Source organism: Actinomyces sp. SKVG-SVH-4(1) (assembly GCF_048514265.1).
Lineage (GTDB): Bacteria > Actinomycetota > Actinomycetes > Actinomycetales > Actinomycetaceae > Actinomyces > Actinomyces oris.
Window position 1 is genome coordinate 40,985 of record NZ_JBGEVE010000002.1, and the last position, 18,460, is coordinate 59,444.

At 68.5% G+C, this 18,460-nt stretch carries 12 protein-coding genes and 2 tRNA genes; 9 read left to right on the forward strand and 5 right to left on the reverse strand.

What is annotated here, in order from left to right; translation table 11 throughout:
- Window positions 1-104 precede the first annotated feature (104 nt).
- The 3 genes from AB7V09_RS02155 to pflA all read left to right on the forward strand — a co-directional run bounded on the left by AB7V09_RS02155 (window position 105) and on the right by pflA (window position 3,441).
- Window positions 105-2,219, forward strand: coding sequence for a pyruvate formate lyase family protein (locus tag AB7V09_RS02155; RefSeq protein WP_419142799.1), 2,115 nt, complete (start codon window positions 105-107; stop codon window positions 2,217-2,219).
- A 77-nt stretch (window positions 2,220-2,296) separates the two neighbouring features.
- Window positions 2,297-2,542 (forward strand): autonomous glycyl radical cofactor GrcA2, encoded by a 246-nt coding sequence (gene grcA2 / locus AB7V09_RS02160; RefSeq protein WP_009406209.1) that lies wholly within the window; start codon window positions 2,297-2,299, stop codon window positions 2,540-2,542.
- Window positions 2,543-2,565: 23 nt separating this feature from the next.
- Window positions 2,566-3,441 carry a pyruvate formate-lyase-activating protein gene (gene pflA / locus AB7V09_RS02165; protein ID WP_004564789.1) on the forward strand — a complete coding sequence of 292 codons (876 nt, stop codon included), beginning with the start codon at window positions 2,566-2,568 and terminating at the stop codon, window positions 3,439-3,441.
- A 110-nt stretch (window positions 3,442-3,551) separates the two neighbouring features.
- Here pflA and AB7V09_RS02170 read toward each other — a convergent pair whose 3' ends face one another.
- The 5 genes from AB7V09_RS02170 to glgX form a co-directional block, all read right to left on the reverse strand.
- The gene (locus AB7V09_RS02170) at window positions 3,552-4,826 is read right to left on the reverse strand and encodes an HRDC domain-containing protein (protein ID WP_009406047.1); all 1,275 of its coding nucleotides are present in this window, start codon (window positions 4,824-4,826) and stop codon (window positions 3,552-3,554) included.
- 125 nt (window positions 4,827-4,951) lie between these two features.
- On the reverse strand, window positions 4,952-5,557 hold the full coding sequence (locus AB7V09_RS02175) for a DUF3000 domain-containing protein (protein ID WP_419142800.1): 606 nt from the start codon (window positions 5,555-5,557) through the stop codon (window positions 4,952-4,954).
- Between the two features lie 152 nt (window positions 5,558-5,709).
- Window positions 5,710-7,509 carry a malto-oligosyltrehalose trehalohydrolase gene (gene treZ / locus AB7V09_RS02180; RefSeq protein WP_419142801.1) on the reverse strand — a complete coding sequence of 600 codons (1,800 nt, stop codon included), beginning with the start codon at window positions 7,507-7,509 and terminating at the stop codon, window positions 5,710-5,712.
- On the reverse strand, window positions 7,506-10,139 hold the full coding sequence (gene treY, locus AB7V09_RS02185) for a malto-oligosyltrehalose synthase (RefSeq protein WP_009406002.1): 2,634 nt from the start codon (window positions 10,137-10,139) through the stop codon (window positions 7,506-7,508). Before treY ends, treZ begins: the two co-directional genes overlap by 4 nt.
- Before the next feature lie 93 nt (window positions 10,140-10,232).
- The gene (gene glgX, locus AB7V09_RS02190) at window positions 10,233-12,440 is read right to left on the reverse strand and encodes a glycogen debranching protein GlgX (protein ID WP_009406109.1); all 2,208 of its coding nucleotides are present in this window, start codon (window positions 12,438-12,440) and stop codon (window positions 10,233-10,235) included.
- 215 nt (window positions 12,441-12,655) lie between these two features.
- Between glgX and AB7V09_RS02195 the strand changes: the two genes are divergently transcribed.
- From AB7V09_RS02195 to AB7V09_RS02220, 6 genes are all read left to right on the forward strand, one after another.
- Window positions 12,656-12,728, forward strand: a tRNA-Gly gene (locus AB7V09_RS02195).
- A gap of 1 nt (window position 12,729) precedes the next feature.
- Window positions 12,730-12,804, forward strand: a tRNA-Val gene (locus AB7V09_RS02200).
- Between the two features lie 286 nt (window positions 12,805-13,090).
- Window positions 13,091-14,332 (forward strand): carboxylate--amine ligase, encoded by a 1,242-nt coding sequence (locus AB7V09_RS02205; RefSeq protein WP_081385242.1) that lies wholly within the window; start codon window positions 13,091-13,093, stop codon window positions 14,330-14,332.
- Complete coding sequence (locus AB7V09_RS02210; protein WP_009747645.1) at window positions 14,333-15,658, forward strand: lipid II:glycine glycyltransferase FemX; 1,326 nt, start codon at window positions 14,333-14,335, stop codon at window positions 15,656-15,658.
- 87 nt (window positions 15,659-15,745) lie between these two features.
- Window positions 15,746-17,797, forward strand: coding sequence for a threonine--tRNA ligase (thrS, locus tag AB7V09_RS02215; RefSeq protein WP_419142802.1), 2,052 nt, complete (start codon window positions 15,746-15,748; stop codon window positions 17,795-17,797).
- Complete coding sequence (locus AB7V09_RS02220; RefSeq protein ID WP_009747395.1) at window positions 17,790-18,404, forward strand: HIT family protein; 615 nt, start codon at window positions 17,790-17,792, stop codon at window positions 18,402-18,404. The genes thrS and AB7V09_RS02220 overlap by 8 nt, the downstream gene beginning before the upstream one ends.
- Window positions 18,405-18,460: the final 56 nt, after the last annotated feature.

Consider the following 18,460-nt stretch of genomic DNA (forward strand, 5'->3'; position numbering starts at 1 on the left):
CTGAGTTCTAGTCTGAGACCGACGGCGCGCCGATGTGCCGCCTCGCCTCATCAGGGCGATCACAACCGGGTGGCTCTCCGGTCACCCACATGAGGAGGGCACGGATGACCACTGAGGTCACAACATCTGCCACCACGGCGAGCGGCAATGACGCCTGGGAGGGCTTCGTTACCGGACCGTGGACCGAGGACATTGACGTCCGCGACTTCATCCAGCGCAACTACACCCCCTACGACGGCGACGCCTCGTTCCTCGCCGACGCCACGGACAAGACCCTGCGTCTGTGGGACACCCTGGAGAAGAACTACCTCTCCGAGGAGCGCAAGGTTCGCATCCTCGACGTCGACACCCACACCCCCGCCGACATCGACGCCTTCCCGGCCGGCTACATCGGCGAGGACGATGACGTCATCGTTGGTCTGCAGACGGACTCCCCGCTGCGTCGCGCCATGATGCCCAACGGTGGCTGGCGCATGGTGGAGACCGCCATCAAGGAGGCGGGCAAGGAGGTCGACCCCGAGGTCAAGAAGATCTTCACCCGCTACCGCAAGACCCACAACGACGCGGTCTTCGACATCTACACCCCGCGCATCCGCGCGGCGCGCTCGAGCCACATCATCACCGGTCTGCCCGACGCCTACGGCCGCGGTCGCATCATCGGTGACTACCGCCGCGTGGCGCTCTACGGCGTCGACTTCCTCATTGAGCAGAAGCAGAAGGCCAAGGACGCCGTGGCGGACAAGCCCTTCTCCGAGCACTGGGCCCGCTACCGCGAGGAGCACTCCGAGCAGATCAAGGCGCTCAAGAAGCTCAAGGTCATGGCTCAGACCTACGGCTATGACATCTCCGGCCCGGCCAAGAACGCCCACGAGGCGGTCCAGTGGACCTACTTCGCCTACTTGGCCTCCGTGAAGTCCCAGGACGGTGCCGCGATGAGCATCGGTCGGCTCTCCGGCTTCCTGGACATCTACTTCGAGCGGGACCTGCGCAACGGGGTCATCGACGAGACCCGCGCCCAGGAGCTCATCGACAACATCGTCATGAAGCTGCGCATCACCCGCTTCCTGCGCACCATCGACTATGACCAGATCTTCTCCGGTGACCCCTACTGGGCCACCTGGTCCGACGCCGGCTTCGGTGAGGACGGTCGCGCCCTGGTCACCAAGACCTCCTTCCGTCTGCTGCAGACCCTGCGCAACCTCGGTCCGGCCCCGGAGCCGAACATCACGATCTTCTGGGACGAGAACCTGCCGCAGGGCTACAAGGACTTCTGCGCCCTCATCTCGATCACGACCTCGTCCATCCAGTACGAGGCCGATGAGCAGATCCGTGAGCACTGGGGCGACGACGCCGCGATCGCCTGCTGCGTGTCCCCGATGCGCGTGGGCAAGCAGATGCAGTTCTTCGGCGCCCGCGTCAACTCCGCCAAGGCCCTGCTCTACGCCATCAACGGCGGCCGCGACGAGATGACCGGCAAGCAGGTCGTCACCGGTCTGCCCGGCATCGAGGGCGACGGCCCCCTCGACTTCGACGAGGTCTGGGACAAGTACGAGAAGATGCTCGACTGGGTGGTGGCCACCTACGTCGAGGCCCTCAACATCATCCACTACTGCCACGACCGCTACGCCTACGAGTCCATCGAGATGGCGCTGCACGACTCCGACATCGTGCGCACCATGGGTTGCGGCATCGCCGGCCTGTCGATCGTGGCCGACTCCCTGGCGGCCATCAAGTACGCCAAGGTCACCCCGGTTCGCGACGAGACCGGCCTGGTGGTCGACTACGTCACCGAGGGCGACTTCCCGATCTACGGCAACGACGACGACCGCGCCGACGACATCGCCGCCACCGTGGTCCACACGATCATGTCCAAGATCAAGGCCCAGCCCTTCTACCGCGACGCCATCCCGACCCAGTCGGTGCTGACGATCACCTCCAACGTGGTCTACGGCAAGGCAACCGGCTCCTTCCCCTCGGGGCACCAGAAGGGCACCCCCTTCTCGCCCGGAGCCAACCCGGAGAACGGGATGGACACCCACGGCATGGTCGCCTCGATGCTCAGCGTCGGCAAGCTCGACTACAACGACGCCCTCGACGGCATCTCGCTGACCAACACGATCACCCCGCAGGGACTGGGTCGCACGCTCGACGAGCGCGTCGCCAACCTCGTGGGCATTCTCGACGCCGGCTTCGTCCCCGACGACTGCGCCGAGATCTGATCGAGCCGCTCAATCCGGCCGATCACACCGCAGCAATTTCTCACACATCGATCACATCACCTCAGAAAGGGGCCACCATGGCCACGTACGAAGAGCGCCTCGCCTCCATGAAGGCACAGCGTCAGGACAACGGCGGCGTCAAGGGCCTGTACCACGCCAACATCAACGTCCTGGACCGCAACACCCTCGAGGACGCGATGGAGCACCCGGAGAACTACCCGAACCTCACGGTTCGCGTCTCCGGCTACGCCGTCAACTTCGTCAAGCTGACTCGCGAGCAGCAGCTTGACGTCCTCCACCGCACCTTCCACTCCCAGGCCTGAGCCCTGGAGCACGGCGAGCGGTCATGACGCAGACCACGACGACCGTGCGCGACGGCGGTCGGGACCAGGACTTCCTGGCCCCGGCCGCCCGCTTGCGCGGTGCGGGTATCGGCGGGCTCGAGGAGCTGACGGATCTTCAACGCTCCGAGCGTCTGGCTCGGATGCGCGATGGTGAGCTGGGCTCGATCCACTCCTGGGAGCTCGTGACCGCGGTGGACGGCCCCGGCACCCGGATGACGGTCTTCCTCAACGGATGCCCCCTGCGGTGCCAGTACTGCCACAATCCCGACACCTTCCTCATGAAGGACGGGGAACCGGTGGAGGCCTCGGAGCTTCTCCGCCGCATGCGCCGCTACCGGGGGGTGTTCCGCGCGTCCAAGGGCGGGATCACGCTGTCGGGCGGCGAGGTCCTCATGCAGCCGGCCTTCGCGGGCAGGCTCCTGGCCGGGGCCAAGAAGATGGGCATCCACACCTGCATCGACACCTCAGGATTCCTGGGCGCCAATGCCAGTGACGAGATGCTCGATAACATCGACCTGGTCCTGCTCGACGTCAAGAGCGGTGACGAGGAGACCTACAAGAAGGTGACGGGGCGCTCCCTGGCCCCGACCATCACCTTCGGTGACCGTCTGGCGGCCAAGGGGATCGAGATCTGGGCCCGGTTCGTGCTGGTCCCGGACCTGACGGATGACCCTGAGAACGTCCACAACGTGGCCCGGATCATCGAGCGCTGGGGCTCGGTCAGCCGCGTCGAGGTGCTGCCCTTCCACCAGATGGGTACCGACAAGTGGGACGCCTTGGGACTGACGTACCAGCTTCGTGACACCAGGCCCCCGGAGCCGGAGTTGGTGGAGTCCACTCGCGCCATTTTCCGTTCCTACGGCTTCGAGGTCCACTGAGGCCGGCGAAGGTCACTGGTTTCTCGAGCCGAGCTCCTCTGACGAGAATCACGTCGTGCGCCGTCCACGTCTCCGTGGGCGGCGCACTGTGGTACGCGCGTGCTGGCGCGTCAGCCCAGTGCTGCGGCGAGAGCGGGGGCGGCCTGCTCGATCTGCCACGGCCTGGCCCCCATGGCGGCCAGACGCTCACTGATCTCCTGAGCAGTGACTCTGCCGGTGCGACCTGCCTCGATCTCCGCGCCGAGGTCCCAGGCCAGACGACGTTGGCACTCCGGGGTCAGGAGGAGCTCCTGGGGCACGCGGATCTCCTCAGCGTGCTGTCTGATGGCCGCGCGTACCTCGGTGAGCCGCTCGGCGGCCGCGGCGTGGTGGCGCTGCCAGGAGCGCGGATGGGGGAGCTCGCCGGGCGCCAGTGGTGCGCGGGTGGGGGGAAGCTCGTCGTCGGGCAGCTCCAGGGCGCGTTCGATGGCTCTCCACCAGCGCTCCTGGTTCTGGCGGGCCTGGCGGGAGGAGAACTCCTTGAGGGCGCTCATCTTGCGTCGTGACCGGGGGCGGGCGACGGCAGCGGCGACGAGTGCCTGGTGGGGCAGGACCTTGGAGGGGGTGCGGTCGAGCTCTGCGGCCAGCTGCTCGCGCGAGTTCCACAGCTCGCGCAGAATGGCCAGTGAGCGGGGGGAGCGTACAGAGCTGCCTGCTCGTGGGGTCTTGCGCCACGGGTCGACCTTGGCCGGCCTGGCGGGCTTGGTGCGCACGTGCTCGAACTCCTGGGCGGCCCACTGGTCCTTGCCGGCTGCTTCGAGCTCGGTGGCCAGGGCGTCGCGCAGGTCGATGAGCAGCTCGACGTCGAGGGCGGCGTAGGTGAGCCAGGAGGTGGGCAGGGGCCGGGTGGACCAGTCCGCGGCCGCGTGGTCCTTGGCCAGGCGCAGGCCCAGGGTCTCCTCGATGACGGCGCCGAGCCCGACGTGCTGTCGGCCCAGGAGGCGGGCTGCCAGCTCGGTGTCGAACAGGGAGGCGGCCTTCAGGCCGCGTGCGGTCAGGCAGGGGATGTCCTGGTCGGCGGCATGGAGGATCCACTCGGGTCCGTCAAGGGCTGTGGCCAGCTCGGTCAGGGGCCCGGTGGTGACCGGATCGATGAGCAGGGTGCCGACGCCGTCCCGGCGTAGCTGGATGAGGTAGGCGTCCTGTCCGTAGCGGAAGCCGGAGGCTCGTTCGGCGTCGACGGCGACGGGGCCCCGACCGGCCGCCAGGAGCTGAGCGGCTCGGTTCAGCTGGGTGGGGGTGGCGGTGATCTCGGGGAGCCCGTCCTTGGGACGGGGGTAGTCGACGATGTCGTGCGGGTTGATGGGGTGATCTGTTGTGCCAGGGGGGACGACTGGGCGGGGCACGGCCGAGGAAGCAGCTGGGCGGGGCACGGCCGAGGAAGCAGTTGGGCGGGGCACGGCCGAGGAAGCAGTTGGGCGGGGCACGGCCGAGGTTGCGGCTGGGCGGGGCACGCCGGTGCGGCGGGGCGTCACCTTCCGGCTCCGGCGAGAGTGAGGGGGTGGACTGCGGCCGGTTCATGGCCGGAGGCGACCAGCAGGAGTTCGTGCCAGGCGGTGAGGTGGGGGCCGAGCTGGGGGGTCGTGGGGGACCAGGACGCCCGGATCTCGGCGTGGGCGCATGAGTCGGTGAGGGTCAGCCCACCGAAGGTCTCGGACAGGACCCTGGTGACGGTTCCGACCAGTGCGTGGTAGCCGGCGCGGGAGTCCTCCAGGCCGTCGGTGAGCCAGCTCCAGGCGGCGGACTCGAAGACGGGGTCCATGCCGATCTCATCGTCGATGCGGGCGCGCGCCTGCACGACGATGCGGAAGTCCCCGTCCCAGGCCTCCTGGCCGTCGGGGTCGTGGAGGACGACGAAGCGTCCGGTGGCCACGGGGGTGGCGCCGACTGTCTCCACGGTTTCGGCGCTCAGGGCGGCGGAGTAGGGGGCCAGCTTCTTGGGGGCGGGCACCTCCTCCATGAGGAGCCCTCGGGGGCGGGGCGCGTCGCGAAGGGACAGGAGCGCTTCCTCGAATCGTTCGGGGATGCCACCTGCCTCGTTCTGACTCGGCCTACCGTTGACAGTCACGGATGCCACGCTAGTGCGCTACCGCAGTGGGCACATGAAGCCACGCCGCTGGGAGGGTTGCATTGTGTCAACGAGGTGCCTGCCTTTCTGAACGGATGTGCATCGGCCGCTTCCGGTTCGCCGGCATCTGGTCGGCCGGGGAAGCCGCCTGGTGGGACTGGTCAGCGTCGGGCGATGAGCGTCTGTCCGGCCGGCAGGCAGGACGGGTCGGAGCCGACGGGGTCCCAGGACAGGAGCACCTCGCTCAGCTCGGCAGCGGGCCGTGGCCTCCCGGAGAGGTTGGTGACGACGACGATGTCCTCGTAGGTCACGGTGACAACATCGTCGGCCTCATCGATCTGCGGCCACGCGGTGCGCTGGGACCATCCCAGCTCGCGGCGTAGGGCGGTCAGTGCCCGGTACCAGGACAGCATGTGGGCGTGTTCGGTCTTGTCCAGCTCGGACCAGTCCAGGCGTGAGGTCTCGACGGTCCCGGCGTCCTGGGGGTCGGGGATTTCGTCGGCGTCCCAGCCGAAGCCGGCGAACTCCCGGGCGCGCCCCTGGCTGACGCTGCGGGCCAGGTCCTCCTCCTCGTGGTCGGTGAAGAACTGGAAGGGAGTACGGGTTCCCCACTCCTCGCCCATGAAGAGCATGGGCGTGTAGGGCGACAGGAGCACCAGGGCGGCAGTGGCGGCCAGGGCGGCGTCGTCGAGACCGGCCGAGGGGCGGTCCCCGACGGCTCGGTTGCCGATCTGGTCGTGGTTGGAGCCGAAGACGACGAAGCGCCTGGGGTCGGTGTCCTCGGGGACGGGGGCGCCCCAGACCCGGTCCCGGAAAGTGGACCAGATGCCGTTGTGGAGGAAGGCGCTGCTGTAGGCCTTGGTCCACGCCCCGGGCTCGGCGAAGTCGGCGTAGTAGGCCTGCGCCTCGCCGGTGATCCGTGCGTGCAGGGCATGGTGGACGTCGTCGGCCCACTGAGCGGTCATACCCAGGCTGGGTGTCGCGGCGGGGGGCTCCTGGTCGGTGGGGGTGATGACTCCGACATCGTTGAGGTCTGCCTCGGCCACCAGGCTCAGGGGGCGGCCCAGCTCGGCGGACAGGGCGGCCACGGCGTCGGAGAGCTCGGCCAGGACGTGAGCCTGCGGTGGGTCAGCGGCTGCGGCGTCATCCTTGATCTCATGAATGGCGTCCAGGCGCAGGGCGTCGACGTGGAAGTCCCGCAGCCAGCGCAGGGCCGAGTCGATGACGAAGGCACGCACCTGATGACTGCCGTCGTGGTCATAGTTGACGGCCTCACCCCAGGGCGTGTGATGGGCGGGAGTGAAGTAGGGGCCGAAGACGCTGAGATAGTTGCCCGACGGGCCCAGGTGGTTGTAGACGACGTCGAGGCACACGCCGATACCGGCGCGGTGGGCGGCGTCGACGAAGCGCATCAGGGCCTCGGGGCCCCCGTATGCCTCGTGGACGGCCCACAGGCCCACCCCGTCGTAACCCCATCCGGCTCGGCCGGGGAAGGCGGCCAGGGGCATGAGCTCGACGATGTCGACGCCCAGCTCGGCCAGGTGATCGAGCCGGGAGATGGCGCTGTCCAGGGTGCCCTCGGGGGTGAACGTGCCCACGTGGAGCTCGTAGATGACTGAGCCGAGCAGGTCCTTGCCCATCCAGTCCTGATCGGTCCACTGCCAGGCGGTCGGGTCCACGGTTCGTGAGGGGCCGTGGACACCGTGGGGCTGCAGGGCGCTGCGGGGATCGGGGCGGTCGGGGGAACCGTCGACCCGGAAGGCGTAGTCGGTGCCCGGCTCCAGGTCGAAGGGGGCGGCCCACCAGCCGTCGGGGGCCGGGACCATGTCAACCAGCCGGTCATCCAGTCCCTCATCGCCGGGCAGGTGCAGCTCGACCCGCCTCGCCGTGGGGGCCCACACGGGAACGCGGGGGCCCACAGGCAGGGCCGGTGACTGCCAGGTCCGGGATGCCGGGCTCATCGGGCGGCCTCCTGCTCCTGGGCGGCCTGGTCTGAGTCGGTCTGGGAGTCGGGGGAGCCGACCCTGGCCAGGACGACGACGGCATCGTCCCCGACCACCTCGGCCAGAGGCTGGCTGCCTCCCTCCACGGTGCCGGTGCGCAGGACGTGCTCCCAGGTCCCCTCCGGCAGGACGATGCTCTCCTCACGCCATCCCCCCAGCTGCTCGAGCCGCCGGGACAGGCGCCTGACGATGACGACGACGTCGGGGATCTCGTCGAGCAGGCGGGTGTAGGCGAAGGCGAAGGAGGTGGTCACCGGGATCGTGCGGTAGCCCGAGCGGGGACCGACGAAGGTGTGGGGGCGAGCAGCGCGCAGACGCGCCAGGCGTGAGGTGAGGAAGAGCTTGTCCTCATCCAGGCTGCGCGGTGCGGCTCCGGAGTCGAGGCGCTCCAGGGCGCTGATGAGACCCGAGGGCCCGGCGTAGTCGACCGTGCGACGGTTGTCGGGGTCCACCAGTGAGGTGCGGGTGATCTCGCTGCCCTGATAGATGTCGCTCACGCCCATCCAGGTCAGGGCCAGCGCCTTGCCGGCGAGGATCGCGGTGCGTACGGACCTGGCCGTCAGGGCCGCGAAGGCCTCGAGCTCGTCGCGGACCTCCTCGCTGGTGAGCAGATGGGTGGCGTAGTCGGTCAGGGCCTGCTCCCGAGCCAGGTCCGGGGCGGTCCAGGTGGTCCAGATCTTCTGCTCCCGGGAGGCCTTGATGAGATAGGCGCTCAGGCGCTCGGGGGTCATGGGGTCGTCGCTGTCGGGCGCCCAGGTCCCCCACAGGGTCTGCCACAGCAGGTTCTCGCTGCGTCCGTCGAGGTCCAGGGGGCGGACCTGCGCGGTCATGGCGCGCAGACGGTGGATGAGGTCGCTCCACTCCTCGGCGTAGGAGGCCAGCACGTCCAGGCGGGCGCGCACGTCCTCACCGCGCTTGGTGTCGTGGGTGGTGGAGGTGACCATCGTGTCGGGCCAGGTGTTCTGGATCCGGTCGGCCCAGGCGTGGGCCTCGTCGGCACTCAGCGCGAAGCCGGCCGGGTTGCCGCCGACCTCGGTGAGGCTGGTCAGGTGGGTCCATCGGTAGAAGGCGGTGTCCTCCACTCCCTTGGCGGTGACGGCCCCGCACACCTGTTGGAAGCGGATGATGGCCTCGGTGCGCTCGGGGGACTCAGACAGGCCCTCGGAGCCGACTGGCTCACCCAGGAGGATGGCGACCACGAGGTCGAGGGTCTCTCCCTGGTCCGGCTCGAGGCGCTGGCGGGCCCGCTCGGCGTCGGCCTGGAGGACGGCGGCCGTCTCCGGGCCTGGGGGCGTCCCGGGAACGACATAGACCCGGTACTGGTCTGCGGCCACGAGCAGCTCGACGACGCAGGCCCGCAGGTCGCGCAGGGTGTGGTCGCGCAGGCGCACGTCCTGGGAGGTCAGGGAGTCCAGGATGCGGGCCAGACGGTCGACCTCCGCGGCCAGTGAGCCGGCGATGACCTCTCGCTTGGCCTCCTCGACGATGCGGTCGTAGTCCACCGGAGCGTCCCCGGTGAGCTCCTGCATGAGCGCGCCCAGGCGGGCCGCGCCGGCGGGGTCCACCTGGAGCTGGTCGATCCGCCAGGCGGCGTCGTAGCCGGTGGTTCCGGCCACCGGCCAGGAGGTGGGCAGGGACTCGTCGGGCGCCAGGATCTTCTCCGCGGCGATCCACGCCCCGCTGGTGGCCTCGGCCAGCTGGGTGAGGTAGCCACCGGGGTCGGCCAGGCCGTCGGGGTGGTCGACCCGCAGGGCGCTGATGACTCCGTCTCTCATGAGGTCGAGGATGAGGCCGTGGCTTCCGGCGAAGACGTCGGGCTCCTCGACGCGGATCGCGGCCAGGGTGCCGACATCGAAGAACCGTCGGTAGTTGATCTCCTCGTCGCCGACCTTCCAGTAGGCCAGGCGGTAGTGCTGGCGCTCGACGAGGACGTGCATCGGCAGCGCCTCGGTGCCCTGGGCAACGGGGAAGGCGTGGTCGTAGTAGCGCAGCACCCACTGCTCGCCCAGATCCTCCTGCCCCGGAACCACCATCTGCTCCAGGGTGAGCTCATCATCGGCCAGGACGGCGCCGATGCGCTTGCCCAGGATCGGCATGAGGATGGGCTCGTCCAGGGAGAGGTCGAACCAGGCGGCGTAGGGGGAGTCCGGTCCCTCACGCAGCACCGACCACAGGGGCAGGTTGTGCCAGCCGGGGGTGGGCACGGCCATGTGGTTGGGAACGATGTCCACCACAACGCCCATCGCATGGGCGTCGGCCTCAGCGGCCAGGGCCTCGAGCTGCTCCCTTCCTCCCATGACGGCCGAGACCCGGCGGTGATCGACGACGTCGTAGCCGTGGGTGGAGCCCGGCGCGGCGGTGAGGATCGGGGAGAGGTAGAGGTCGGTGACTCCCAGATCGGCCAGGTAGGGGACCAGGGCCTTGGCGTCTGCGAAGGTCAGATCCTCACCGAGCTGGAGACGGTAGGTGGTCACCGGCGTCCGGTGCTCCGGAGCCGGCACGTGCCCCGACCACGGCGCGTAGGCGGGTGTCTCGGCCGAACCCGCCGAACCTGCCTGATCCACTGCTGCGTCCACTGCGTCGGTCATGTCACTTCCTGAAGCTCGTCTGGTCTGCGTCGGGTGGTGCTGCTTGATGGGTGATGTGCGTTCGGTGGCGCGCCGGAGGGCCGCGGAGAGCCCCTACCTCGGGTGGCGCTCCGTGGTGGCGGCGGACTCGGGGGCGTCGATGAGGAAGAGCATGGAGCGGGCCTCGACCACGACGGTGTCGTCAGCAGCGAGAACCGGGTCGGAGTCCCCGTCCACTGCGGGAGCCGTGTCCAGCGCGACCTTCCAGGTGGGGGCGTACCCCTCGCCGGGCAGGGTGAAGGTGATGTCCTCGTCGGAGGCGTTGATGAGTACGAGGAAGGAGTCGTCCACGATCCTCTGTCCGCGCTCATCGGGCTCGGCGATCGCCTCCCCGTTGAGGAAGACCATCATGGCCCGGGCGTACCAGGTGGTCCAGTCCTGGTCGGTCATGGACTCACCGGCCGGAGTGAGCCACTCGATCTCGCCGAGCTCGCTCTCCCCGCCGTGGCGGGCGTCCCCGGTGAAGAAGCGCCGACGCCGCAGCACCGGGTGGTCGCGACGCAGCCACATCATGGTGCGGGTGAACTCCAGCAGGTCGTTGTCCTGCTCACTGAGATCCCAGTTGACCCAGGAGATCTCGTTGTCCTGGCAGTAGACGTTGTTGTTGCCCCCCTGGGTGCGTCCCATCTCGTCGCCGTGACAGATCATGGGCACGCCCTGACTGAACAGGACGGTGGCCAGGAAGTTGCGGGTCTGGCGCTGACGCAGCTCGGTGATCGTCGGATCGTCGGTGGGACCCTCGGCGCCGCAGTTCCAGGACCGGTTGTTGTTGTCCCCGTCTGCGTTGCCCTCGAGGTTGGCCTCGTTGTGCTTCTCGTTGTAGGAGACCAGGTCACGCAGCGTGAAGCCGTCGTGGGCGGTGACGAAGTTGATGCTGGCCACCGGGGTGCGCCCGGCATGCTGGTAGAGGTCGGAGGAGCCGGTGATACGGGAGGCGAACTCGCCCAGGGTGGAGGGCTCCCCGCGCCAGAAGTCGCGCACGGTGTCGCGGTACTTGCCGTTCCACTCGCTCCACAGGGCCGGGAAGCCGCCCACGTTGTAGCCGCCGTCGCCCACGTCCCAGGGCTCGGCGATGAGCTTGACCTGGGAGAGCACCGGGTCCTGGTGGATGATGTCGAAGAAGGCGCTGAGCTTGTCCACCTCGTGGAACTGCCGTGCCAGAGTGGAGGCCAGGTCGAAGCGGAACCCGTCGACGTGCATCTCGGTGACCCAGTAGCGCAGCGAGTCCATGATGAGCTGGAGGACCGCCGGCGATCGCATGAGCAGCGAGTTGCCGGTACCGGTGGTGTCGAAGTAGTGGCTGGCTGAGCCATCGACGAGGCGGTAGTAGGAGCTGTTGTCGATGCCTCGGAAGGACAGGGTGGGGCCCAGGTGGTTGCCCTCGGCCGTGTGGTTGTAGACCACGTCCAGGATGACCTCGATGTCGGCCTCGTGGAAGGCCTTGACCATGGACTTGAACTCCTGGACCTGCTCACCCTCGGCGCCGTAGGCGGCGTAGGTGTTGTGCGGGGCGAAGAAACCGATCGTGTTGTAGCCCCAGTAGTTCGACAGGCCCTTCTCCTGCAGGTGGGTGTCGTTGACGAACTGATGGACCGGCATGAGCTCGATGGCCGTCGCGCCCAGGTTCTTGAGGTGGTCGATGACGGCGGGCTGAGCCAGACCGGCGTAGGTGCCCCGCAGTTCCTCGGGAACCATCGGGTGCAGCTTGGTCATGCCCTTGACGTGGGCCTCATAGATGATCGTCTCGTGGTACTCGTGGTTCGGGGGACGGTCGTGACCCCAGTCGAAGTAGGGGTTGATGACCACCGAGCGCATGGTGTGGCCCGCCGAGTCCTCCTCGTTGCGCACCTCCGGGTTGTCGAAGGAGTAGGAGTACAGCGTCTGGGACGGGGTCACCTCGCCGGAGATCGCCTTGGCGTAGGGGTCCAGCAGCAGCTTGGAGGGGTCGCAGCGGTGACCGGAGGCCGGGTCGTAGGGGCCCGCCACCCGGTAGCCGTACTTCTGACCCGGAAAGATCCCGGGCAGGTAGGCGTGCCAGACGTCGCCGTCGACCTCCTTGAGCGCCACCCGCTCCTCGTGGCCCTCGTCGTCGAACAGGCACAGGTCGACACCGGTGGCGGCCGAGGAGTAGAGGGCGAAGTTCGTTCCCGAGCCGTCGTAGGTCGCCCCGAGCGGGTAGGGGTGGCCCGGCCAGATCTGGCGCTGGGGGCCCTCCTGAGGTTCCGGTGCGGCCTGAGGCGTCGGTGTTGTCGGCGTGGTCATGGGGACTACCCTGCCACGACTGAGGTGCGAAGGCAGGAGAGTGGGAGAAAGACATGTCACGTCGGAGCGTCTCCCGGCACGTCCCCGGGTGCTGCCCGGTGATCGAGTTGGGGCGGCGGGGCGTGAGACACCTCATGAGGACACGGGCTCGGCTGCGTTTTGCCTCCGAGGGATACCTCTGCTAACTTTCTTCCCGCACCCCACAAGGGTGTCACGCGGATGTGGCTCAGTTGGTAGAGCATCACCTTGCCAAGGTGAGGGTCGCGGGTTCGAGTCCCGTCATCCGCTCGGGCGATTGGCGCAGCGGGAGCGCGCTTCCCTGACACGGAAGAGGTCACTGGTTCGATCCCAGTATCGCCCACCAGAACCGATGGTCGAAGTGAGCCCGGAGCCCAGCGCTCCGGGCTCTTGTCGTTCTCCGGGAAGGCGGCCTCGAGCAGGGTGGCATGTGTCACCGTCAGGCCGCGATGTCGTCGTCGAGGTGCGGACTATCGCTTGGAATCACGCTGGATTGAGGGGGTGGGGTGGAGGCGGTCGGGGACGGTCCCGTGTCTGGATCGTGATGTTCCTGGAGCGGTCGGGAACGGGGCGTCCCGGCGTGCTCTACCATCTGGGGAGGAGTTGGCCCCTGCGGCAAGAAACGGATGGTTATGACGCAACGCTTCAGGCACCTGCTGCCCGTGGTCCTCGGCGGTGATATCGGCGCCTACGCCCTGGCGCGGCAGCTTCATGAGGTCACCGGCACGTCGGTGACGGTCGTGGCCTCGGATCCGATCGTCGCGATCTCCGAGTCGGTCTACATCACCGTGGTCCACCAGGAGGCCGGGGCCCCGCCGGAGCGGACCATCGCGCTGCTGCGAAAGCTGGCTCAGGGCCGAGGGCCCCGCAGCGCTGTGCTCATGGCCAACACCGACGCCGCGGCCGCCATGATCTCGGCCCACCGCAGCGAGCTCGAGCCCACCTATGTCCTGCCCTTTCCGGACATCGACGTTCTCGATGCCGTCAGCGACAAGGCCTCCTTCTCCCGTCTGTGCGCCGAGGTGGGGGTGCTCACGCCCCGGGAGGTCGTCGTCGACCTGGCCGACCCCGACTGCGTGCCGCCGACCAGCGCCGACGAACTCGGCATGGAGTTCCCGCTCGTGGCCAAGGCGGCCATCGGCGCTGATTACGACCGCATCTCCTTCCCTGGCAAGCGCAAGATCTGGTTCATCGATGACGCCGCCGAGCTGGCAGGCATGTGGAGGAGCCTGAAGGAGGCCGGTTACCGCTCCACCTTCCTGGTGCAGGAGTGCATCCCCGGTGACGACACCGCCATGCGCTCGGTGACGGCCTACATGGACTCCACCGGTGAGCTGCGCCTCATCGGCTCGGCGCGTGTTCTGCTGCAGGACCACGCGCCCACCATGATCGGCAACCCTGTGGCCATGATGACCGAGGCCTTCCCCGACCTGTGGGAGGCCACCGGCCGCCTGCTGCGTCATGCCGGCTACCGCGGCTTCGCCAACCTCGACATCAAGGTCGACCCCCGTGACGGACGGGAGCTCTTCTTCGAGGTCAACCCCCGTATCGGCCGCAACTCCTTCTACCTGACCGCCGCGGGCGCCAACCCCATGGCCGTCATGCTCAAGGACCTGGTCCTGGACCAGCGTGACGAGCCCATCGAGGTCACCCGGCAGATCCTCTACTCCCTGGTTCCCGACGGCGTCATCGCACGCTACGTGTCCGATGAGGCTCTGCGCCGCAAGGCCAAGGGCCTGGGGCGGGGCGTCGACCCGCTGCGCGATCCGGCTGAGCGCTCGCTGCGCCGTCGCGTGACGATCGAGCTCCAGCGCCTCAACCACTACCGCAAGTTCGCCCGCAACTATCCGCAACGAGTCGACAGGTCCCGCTGAATGCCCGAGAACGAGAACATGCCCGACAGCACCACCCCCGACGCCACGACTGATTCCGCGACTGACTCCACCCCTGAAATCAAGGTCGAGGCCGGTGCGCCGGCTCCCCAGAAGGCTCAGGCGACTCAGCCCAAGAACAACAAGGGGCGCAAGGGCGGTGAGCCCGAACAGCCCGAGCAGCCCGAGCAGAAGGTTGACCCGACCGACAAGCCCGCCCAGCCCGCCAGGGCCGACAAGACTGACAAGCCCAAGGCGCCTCGGCTCACGCACCCCGAGCCGGTGCACTCCACCCCGGACCGCTCCGAGACCCTGCGTCGGGTCGACGGGCGCGAGATGCGTCTGGCCGTGGGCAACAGCCACTTCCCGGTTGAACAGACCGAGGCCTGGGAGCGCTTCGAGGAGGCCATGGGCCGCCCCCTGTGGGGCCGCTACCTCTATGAGGACGAGGGTAAGCCCGTGGCCGCCATCGCCCTGTACCGCTACGAGATGGGCGGCCAGACCTTCCTGTGGGCCAAGCACGGCCCGGTTTGGCTCAAGGAGCAGTCGCCCGAGCGCGAGGCCCACCTGCGTCGTCTGCTGCGCTCCGTGGTCAAGGAGCGCGACCGCTCCGTGCGCTTCATCCGCATGCACGCCCGCTACCGCGCTGCCGACCTGCGAGAGCTGCTGTCCACCATCACCTATGACCGCACCTACGTCATTGACCTGGTGCCCAAGACACCGGAGAAGATCGCGGCGGTCATGCCCAAGGACGGGCGCCGCGCGGTCAAGCGCGCCGAGCGCGTCGCCCGGGAGGCCGGCTGCACCATCAGCGACGAGACCGGCCTGAGCCGCGAGGAGTTCGACCAGGTCTACGAGGTCCTGCGCGAGACCGCCGAGCGCGACGGCTTCAAGCCCCACGACGCCGAGGTCTACTGGACCATGCTGACCTCCCTGGGGGAGAAGAACGCCCGCCTGTTCGTCCTGCGCAAGGACGGCATCCCCCACGCCTGGGACCTCATCCTCACCTCGGGCAAGGACTCCGTGGCCTACTACGGCGCCTCCTCCAACGAGTCGCGCACCTTCCGCGGGGCCGAGGCCCTGGACTGGTGGGCCGCCTGCACCCTGGCGCAGGAGGGCTACCGCGGCCTGGACCTCATGGGCGCCGGCTCCACCCGCGTCCCCTCGCTCTACACGGTGGGCCAGTACAAGAAGCGCTACGCCCAGCACGTCACCGAGGTGGACGGGGCCTGGGACGTCCCGGTCTCCCGAGTCATCTACTCCGGGATGTCCGCCGCCAAGCGCCTGCGTGACGCACTGCGCGCGCGGCGTGGCTCACGGGAGGACTGAGCCCGCGCGACCACGACGTAGACTCGCGGTCGAACCGGGGTGCACCAGTACAGCGCCCCGCACCGATGCAGCAGAGGAGACGAACCCGTGTCAGACCAGCCCATGATTGAGATCACCCTCGACGGCGCGCCCCGCACCATTGAGGCGGGCATCACGGGGGCGCTCCTCCTGCAGGACGCCGTCAAGAAGGACGGCGTTGTCGCGATGTGCGTCAACGGCGAGCCCTGGGACCTGGAGCGCCAGGTCCCGGCCGGCGCCGTCGTCGAGCCCGTCACCCTGGCCAGCGAGGACGGCCTCAACATCCTGCGCCACAGCGCCACCCACGTCATGGCGCAGGCCGTCCAGGAGATGTTCCCGGACGTCAACCTCGGCATCGGCCCCTTCATCACCGACGGCTTCTACTACGACTTCGGCGCCATCGACGCCGTCACCCCCGAGATGCTGCGCGAGATCGAGAAGCGCATGAAGCGGATCGTCAAGGAGGGGCAGCGCTTCGTGCGCCGCGACATCACCGAGGACCAGGGGCGTGAGGAGCTGGCCGACCAGCCCTACAAGCTCGAGCTCATCACCACCAAGGGAGCGGGCGCCGAGGGCGCCTCGGTCGAGGTCGGCGCCGGCGGGCTGACCATGTACGACAACGTCCGGCGCGACGGCACCGTCGCCTGGACCGACCTGTGCCGTGGCCCCCACCTGCCCTCGACCCGCCTCATCGGGCAGGGCTTCGCGCTGACCAAGTCCTCGTCGGCCTACTGGAAGGGTGACCAGTCCGGTGACTCCCTCCAGCGCATCTACGGCACTGCCTGGGCCAGCAAGGACGATCTCAAGGCCTACCAGACCCGCCTGGCCGAGGCCGCCAAGCGCGACCACCGCAAGCTCGGCGCCGAGCTCGACCTCTACTCCTTCCCCGAGGAGATCGGCCCCGGCCTGGTGGTCTTCCACCCCAAGGGCGCCATGCTGCGCCACCAGATCGAGCAGTACGTCGTCGACCGCCACCAGGACTACGGCTTCGACTTCGTCCACACCCCCGAGATCTCCAAGGGCGGGCTCTTCCACACCTCGGGCCACCTGCCCTACTACGCCGACACCATGTTCCCGCCCATGCTCGCCGACGAGGAGCGCGACGCCGAGGGCAACATCACCAAGGCCGGCCAGGAGTACTACCTCAAGGCCATGAACTGCCCGATGCACAACCTCATCTTCCGCTCCCGCGGACGCTCCTACCGCGAGCTGCCGCTGCGCTTCTTCGAGATGGGCCACGACTACCGCTACGAGAAGTCCGGTGTCGTCCACGGGCTCACCCGCATGCGCGGCTTCACCCAGGACGACTCCCACACCTACTGCACCCCGGAGCAGGCCGGCGAGGAGATCCGCGCCCAGATCGACTTCTTCCTGTCCATCCTCAAGGCCTTCGGACTGACCGACTTCTACCTCGAGCTGTCCACCCGCGACGAGGACGGCACCAAGAAGGACAAGTTCATCGGATCCGATGCCGACTGGACCGCCGCCACACAGGCCCTCCAGGACGCCTGTGACGCCTCCGGGCTGGAGGTCGTTCCCGACCCGGGTGGCGCCGCCTTCTACGGTCCCAAGGTCTCGGTCCAGGTCAAGGACGCCATCGGCCGGACCTGGCAGATGTCCACCATCCAGTACGACTTCAACCAGCCCGAGCGCTTCGACCTGGAGTACACGGCCGCTGACGGTACCCACCAGCGCCCCATCATGATCCACTCGGCCAAGCTGGGCAGCGTGGAGCGCTTCATCGGGGTGCTCACCGAGCACTACGCGGGCGCTTTCCCCGCCTGGCTCTCCCCGGTGCAGGTCCGGCTCATCCCCGTGGCCGAGGCCTTCGACGCCTACGTCGACGACGTCGCCGCCCAGCTGCGCGCCCAGGGGGTGCGCGTCGAGGTGGACCACTCCGACGACCGCTTCGGCAAGAAGATCCGCAACGCCTCCAAGGACAAGATCCCCTTCACCCTCATCGCCGGGGGAGAGGACGCCGAGGCCGGCGCCGTCTCCTTCCGGTTCCGCGACGGCCAGCAGACCAACGGCGTGCCCGTCAAGGAGGCCGTGGCCCACATCGTCAGCGTCATCGACGCCCGTATCAACGACCCGGCGGGGGAGAAGCTGCACAGTGACTGAGGAAGTGACCGGAGAGACGATCAGCGCCCCCGGGGGCGGTGACGACGTCGAGGTGGAGGCTCCCTTCTACCACGAGGGCGCTCCGCAGGCCTTTCAGCGGCTGTGGACCCCGCACCGCATGGCCTACATCGGGGGGCAGAACAAGCCCTCCGATGACACCCCCGCACAGTGCCCGTTCTGCACCGGGCCGCAACGCGGTGACGAGGAGTCCCTCATCGTCCACCGGGGCCAGACCAGCTACGTCATCATGAACCTGTACCCGTACAACACCGGTCACCTGCTGGTGTGCCCCTACCGGCACATCTCGGACTGGACCGAGGCCACCGCGGCCGAGCGCCAGGAGATCGGTGAGCTGACCGCCACGGCCATGAGCGTCGTGCGCTCGGTGAGCCGCCCCCACGGGTTCAACCTGGGGATGAACCAGGGTGAAGTCGCCGGTGCGGGGATCGCCGCCCACCTCCACCAGCACATCGTGCCGCGCTGGAAGGGGGACGCGAACTTCATGCCCATCATCGGTCGGACCAAGCCCGTTCCCCAGCTGCTCGGGGAGCAGCGGGACATGCTCGCCGCCGCCTGGGCCGCCCCGGTCGGGCAGAGCGGGGACTGATCCCCCTGGCCTCGATCGACGTGCTCCGGCAGGCTGAGGGGCGCCCCTGCGTCCTT